This window comes from Paraburkholderia sp. SG-MS1, assembly GCF_012275575.1.
Classification (GTDB): domain Bacteria; phylum Pseudomonadota; class Gammaproteobacteria; order Burkholderiales; family Burkholderiaceae; genus Paraburkholderia.
Map to the genome: position 1 here is coordinate 1 of NZ_NPIH01000032.1, position 5,497 is coordinate 5,497.

Below are 5,497 nucleotides of genomic sequence, written 5' to 3' on the forward strand. Positions count from 1 at the left end.
CTTCAAGCAGCAGTTCGACTCCGCGCCGGCCGAGCGCTTCCTTGTCGACCGACATCGTCGACAGCGGTGGCGTGGCATGGGCGGCGGCGGGAATGTCGTCGAAACCTATGATCGCGATGTCCTCGGGCACGCGCAGGCCGCGTGCGAGGCACGCGCGCAGCGCGGCGAGCGCGGCGGCGTCGTTGTAGGCGAACACGGCGTCGGGACGCGGGCCGGGCGCGTCGAGCAGCCGGTGCATCGCGCGCGCGGCGCCGCTGTCGGGATCGAGGCCGGCGTCGATGGTCACTTCCAGCGACGGGTCGAACAGCATGCCCGCTTCGAAAAATGCCTGGCGGTAGCCGAGCGCGCGCTGCGCGATGCTGAAGTGCGCGAGCGAACCGCCGATGAACGCGACGCGCTTGCGCTGTTGTTCGAACAGATGCCGCATGGCGAGCATGGCGCCCGCGGCGTTGTCGAGATTCACGGAGCGCAGGCCGGGCGCCCACAGATCGATCAGCACGAGCGGGCGTTGCATCGCCACCAGCGTGGTCAGCGTCTCGGGCTCGACGAAGCCGGCAATGGCCACGGCGTCGGGCGCATGCAGGCGCATCTGCTGAATGACGTCTTCAGTGGGACCCGCGGTCAGCACGGACGGGACGATGCCGCGTTCGCGGCAGGCGTCTTCCACGCCGTGCAGCACATGCGAAAAGAACGGACTGACGGCGAAGTTGTTGTGCTGACGGTGCAACAGGAAGGTCAGGCGGCGAATGCGCGGCCGCAACTGGGCGGCGTCGTAACCGAGCTGCCGCGCCGCGGCGACGACGCGCTCGCGAGTGGCCTCGGAGAGACCCGGCTGGTTCTTCAGGGCACGCGAAACGGTGCCGATCGACACGCTCGCCACGCGGGCAATGTCGCGGATGGTGGTGGCCATCGAAAGAAGCGGCCGCAGGCTGCGCCGCACAGTGGTGGAGTCCGGGCGATTGTATAGTAAAACGGTGCAAAATCAGCGTCGTTTGCCTTCCTTCGATACCCGTAAATACCCGTAAATGTTGACGTTGGCCCGGAATATGCTGTTTAGTAAAATTGGCTAAACAAAGTCGAATTTGAGCGCGCGCGTGCCGCGTGTGTCTTCAGTCTGCATATTGGGGCGCGGCCTGGGCTTCGTCCTGGCGCCGAAGCAGCGCCGCGCTTTCATCGGCATCGATCAAGACGAAGCCGCTTGTCTCCAGCTTCGCGCGGCGCTTGGCCAGCGCCGCGACCGACGCGATCTGCTCGCTGGTGTAGAGCGAGGCGCCGGTGGCTGGTTCGACGCGCACGCAGCCGATCGCCATCGTCACGAAACCGAAAAAGGTCGGATTGCCGCGCCGGTCCTCGCCGTGGATGCCGCCGGCCAGGCGGTCGGCCGGCGCGTAAAAGCGTTGCGCGCCCTCGTTGAAGAGGAGAATCGCGCGCAGCACGCGCTCGCGCCAGTCTTCGCTCTGGAACAGGATCAGGAAGTCGTCGCCGCCGACGTGCCCAAGAAAATCGCGCGTGGGGTCGCACACGTCGGCGAGCACCGCGGCGGCGAGCTTCAGCACTTCGTCGCCTTGCCAGTAGCCGTACTGGTCGTTGAATGGCTTGAAGTGGTTCAGGTCGACGTAGCACGCGTAGAAGCCGGCGTCGTTGCCGAGGAGGCGAGCAATGTGCGAACTGATCGGAATGTTGCCCGGCAGGAAGGTGAGCGGGTTCGCGTAGCGCGCCGCTTCGATGCGTACCTCCGTGACCGCGCGCACCAGATTCTCGCCGGTGCCGAGGCCAGCGTATCTGCCCTGGTCGGTGATCACGAAGCCGTCGGCGAGGTAGCGTTGGTCGTCGCTCGCGAGCAGCTTGGCCATCTGCTCAACGGTCATCGATTTCTCGATCACCACCGGCGACGCGTTGGCGAACTGCATGCACGGGCGCTTGCCGAACAGCTCCCGGTGATACGGCAGGGCGTAGCGATCCATGAAGCTGCGCCGGTTGATCAGCCCGACCGGTTCGTCGTGTTCGACCACCGCGACCGCGTGCAGATCGGGCAGGCGGTTGAACAGGTCGAGCACGTCGTTGTTGGTGGCGTGGCGCGGCAGCGCAGGCGCCGGCACCAGCATCTTCTCCGATGCCATGCCGCCCGAAGGCGACGCGCTGCTCACCGTGCGCGTCGTCTCCGGAAATACCGCGATGTGGCCGGCGCGCAGCGCGTCGCGGGCGTCGTCGGTCACGCTGCGCGCCGGCCGCGCATGCGGACGGCCGAAGAAAAACCCCTGCCCGCAACCGATCCCCATGTCGCGCACCACGATCAGATCCGCTTCGTTCTCGATGCCCTCGGCGACAAGCTGCGCGCCGCTCGCCTGCGCGAAGTGCTGCATCGCGCGCACGGCTTCGAACTTGAGCGGATCGCAGGCGATGTCGTGAATGAAGAAGCGGTCGATCTTCACGACATCCGGTTGCAGACGCACCCACAGATTCATGCTGGCGTTCGCGGTGCCGTAATCGTCGAGCGCGAATTGTGCGCCGGCGGTGCGTAGCGCCGTGATCACCGGCACGAAATTGCCGACATCCGGAATCGCGCTCTGCTCGGTCAGCTCGATCACGATGCGCCGCGGATCGACGCCGCGATGGCGCAGCAGCGCGAGCGTGTCTTCCCGTGCGTCGGCCAGCTGGCGGATCGCGCCCGCGCTGAAATTGAGGAACAGCTTGCCGTCGCAATCGAGTTTGGCGAACGCCTCGATGCAGGTGCGCGCGGCTGCGCGCTCGAGTTCGATCGCGCAGCCTTCGGCGAGCGCCTGCGAGAACAGCGCGAACGGCGTTTCGAGCGAGGTGCCGGCCGGCCCGCGGATCAGCCCTTCGTAGCCGAGGATTGCGCCGTGTTCGAAATCGATGATCGGCTGGAAGACGGCGGACAGATCACGTTGGGCGATCAGTTCCTCGATACGCGGCGCAGCGAATCGGGAGGGCGGACGAAGTTGCATGGCAAAAAGGCGTAGCGATCGATGTTCGGCTTATCGGCGCCTCTGGTCTCGAATTAAGTGAACTTTTAGTGACGGGTGGCACCGCGATGGTGCGCGCAGCGCGCTTGCCGGCCGTCTGCGGATCTGCCTCACCTGGCCAGGAATCCTCCTATGCCATCAAGCCGAGGCGACAGCGCCTGCGTTTGCGCGTGAAATAACAAAAAAGCCGCACAGGGCGGCTTTGTTCGGAACGACGCTCAGGGAGGGCGCTATGAATGTCCTGTTTGCATGGCGGGCGTATTCACCGGCGCGCGATGGCGGCCGCGGGCCGCTCGCGCGAGTTGACCTGGGCCTCGCCGCTGGTGTCGCGCGCGCCCCAACGCTGCGCCAGCGCGGCACACACCATCAGCTGGATCTGGTGGAACAGCATCAGCGGCAGGACCACCGCGCCCACCGCGTGCGAAGCGAATATGACCTTCGCCATCGGCACGCCGGCGGCAAGGCTCTTCTTCGAGCCGCAGAAGATGATCGTGATCTGGTCCGCGCGCGTGAAGCCGAGCCGCTTGCTGACGAAGATCGTCAGGGCCAGCGCGAGCGCGAGCAGCACGACACTGACGAGCAGCAGGCCGCCGAGCGCGGACAACGGAATCTGGTGCCACAAGCCTTCCGTGACGGCCTCGCTGAACGCGCCGTACACCACCAGCAGGATCGAGCCCTGGTCGACGAACTTCAGCACGCCGCGATGACGCTCGATCCACTTGCCGATCAGCGGGCGCAGCAACTGCCCCGCCACGAACGGCACCAGCAGTTGCAATACGATGTTGCCTACCGTATGCCACGGCGACGCGCCGCTGGCAGCCGCCTGATTGGTGACGACGAGGCTGACGAGGGCGGGGGTGATGAAGATGCCGAGCAGGCTCGAAGCCGAGGCGCTACATACGGCAGCCGGCACATTACCTTTGGCGATCGACGTGAATGCGATCGACGACTGAACCGTCGATGGCAGCGTGCAGAGGAAGAGGACCCCCGCATAGAGCGCCGGCGTGACAAGTGGCGAAAGGATCGGCTTAAGCGCGAGGCCGAGCAACGGGAACAGCGCGAACGTGCTGAGAAGTACCACCAGATGAAGACGCCAATGCGTCGCCCCCGCAATGATCGCTTCACGTGAGAGCTTGGCGCCGTGCAGGAAGAACAACAGGCCGACCGCGACGTTGGTCACCCAGTTGAACCCGACGGCGGCCTGGCCGTGAACCGGCAGGAGGCTGGCGAGAATCACAGTGCCGACGAGGCACAGGGTGAAGTTATCGGGAAGCAGTTTCGGGCGAGCCATGTCGGAATCTCGATTCGGTAGTGCGGAATGGCACGGAGTGCGCGTGCGAGGGCGCCGCCTCCGGCTATGGGAAACGCCTATTGTTGTTGAAAATCGATTGAAAAAGCAAATTCATTTACCGAATTGACTAATGATCATTGCGCATCAAAACGTTTTCACTACGCCGCCGGCCGGTGCCGACGGATAGTAGTCAGTATTGGCGCCGCGAATGGATTGGTCCATGCCGATTTGACAATGGGTCCAGTAAAAAGCAGCGGTTAATTCGTCATGGCAACCGGGGCTAGGTAAACCCGCAAACGTCCCGCGCACAGGTCACTTCGGTGCTTTCGCGCAAGCGCTCTGTCGCAGAAAAACGTCGCAGTAACAAGGTGTTACATCCAGGGGTGGGGCCTAACACTTTTTGGCTCGACACCCTTTGCCCGCGCCCATAAATTACGGTTCAAAGGCCGTCGGGATGTCCGGGTGTCGCGGGTAAAACGCGGCGTCTTTGTCAGTCCCAGAACAAGTCCATCGCAGCTCGAACGGTGGTCTTCAGGCAAGTCTTCGGGCATGAGAGTCACCAGGTGGACGGGTTGTCGAGAACGAAGCACTGGGCGTTGGGCGCGGTCATCGCTGCGCTGTGTTCGTTCGCCTATGCAAAAGCGCCGGAAATGCCGCACGCCGGTGGTGGCTCCGGCCGTTCGCATGCTGCCGCAGACCATGCGAAGCGGGCGGACGCACGCAATGGCGACCGCCACCGTAACGTCTCCGCTGCAAGGCCCAGCCGTGACTCGATGGCCGACCGCACCGTGCGCATGCCCCAAGGGGGCGCGAACTTCGCGGGTGGCAATTACGCGGACGGTTTCGGCGTTTATCGCCCCGATACGCGCCGTGTCGGCGGACCGTCTGGTTATCCCGGTGATGCGCACGGCCGCATGCAGTACGCCGGGGCCATTACGCCGGTCAGCGCCGAGTCACGCGGGGTGCCGCGACCGCCGCAAAATGCGCCGGTGCGCGGTGGCTCGATTCGTGCCGACGTTGCCCGCTACAACGAAGAGCGCGGTTCCGCGCGAGCGAGCCAACGTCAGGCTGACGATCCGCGTCAGCCGGAAGGGTCGCCGTATCGTAATTAGGGGTTTGCCAACTGGCGGCGGCGGCCTATCCAATTTGCGTCGAAGGTGGAGCACCCCTGCTGGTCTCTTCTTCCGGATATCGTTCCACACCGCACCGCACCGCACCGCCC

Annotated in this window: 4 protein-coding genes; 1 reads left to right on the top strand and 3 read right to left on the bottom strand. The window is 64.7% G+C overall.

The genetic code is table 11. The features are described 5' to 3' along the window. The 3 genes from CIC12_RS02700 to CIC12_RS02710 all read right to left on the bottom strand — a co-directional run. Positions 1-910, bottom strand: a 910-nt coding sequence (locus CIC12_RS02700; protein ID WP_168661930.1) for a LacI family DNA-binding transcriptional regulator, incomplete at its 3' end; no start/stop codon positions are given. A gap of 199 nt (positions 911-1,109) precedes the next feature. Continuing rightward, positions 1,110-2,966 (bottom strand): EAL domain-containing protein, encoded by a 1,857-nt coding sequence (locus CIC12_RS02705; RefSeq protein WP_168661932.1) that lies wholly within the window; start codon positions 2,964-2,966, stop codon positions 1,110-1,112. A gap of 280 nt (positions 2,967-3,246) precedes the next feature. After that, complete coding sequence (locus CIC12_RS02710; RefSeq protein WP_168661934.1) at positions 3,247-4,275, bottom strand: bile acid:sodium symporter family protein; 1,029 nt, start codon at positions 4,273-4,275, stop codon at positions 3,247-3,249. 563 nt (positions 4,276-4,838) lie between these two features. Here CIC12_RS02710 and CIC12_RS02715 point away from each other — a divergent pair. Next, positions 4,839-5,387 carry a hypothetical protein gene (locus CIC12_RS02715; protein WP_168661936.1) on the top strand — a complete coding sequence of 183 codons (549 nt, stop codon included), beginning with the start codon at positions 4,839-4,841 and terminating at the stop codon, positions 5,385-5,387. The last annotated feature ends 110 nt before the right edge of the window (positions 5,388-5,497 follow it).

Coding starts and splice junctions, on each gene's coding strand:
- CIC12_RS02705 (WP_168661932.1), bottom strand. CDS start 2,966: ATGCAACTTCGTCCGCCCTCCCGATTCGCTGCGCCGCGTATCGAGGAA.
- CIC12_RS02710 (WP_168661934.1), bottom strand. CDS start 4,275: ATGGCTCGCCCGAAACTGCTTCCCGATAACTTCACCCTGTGCCTCGTC.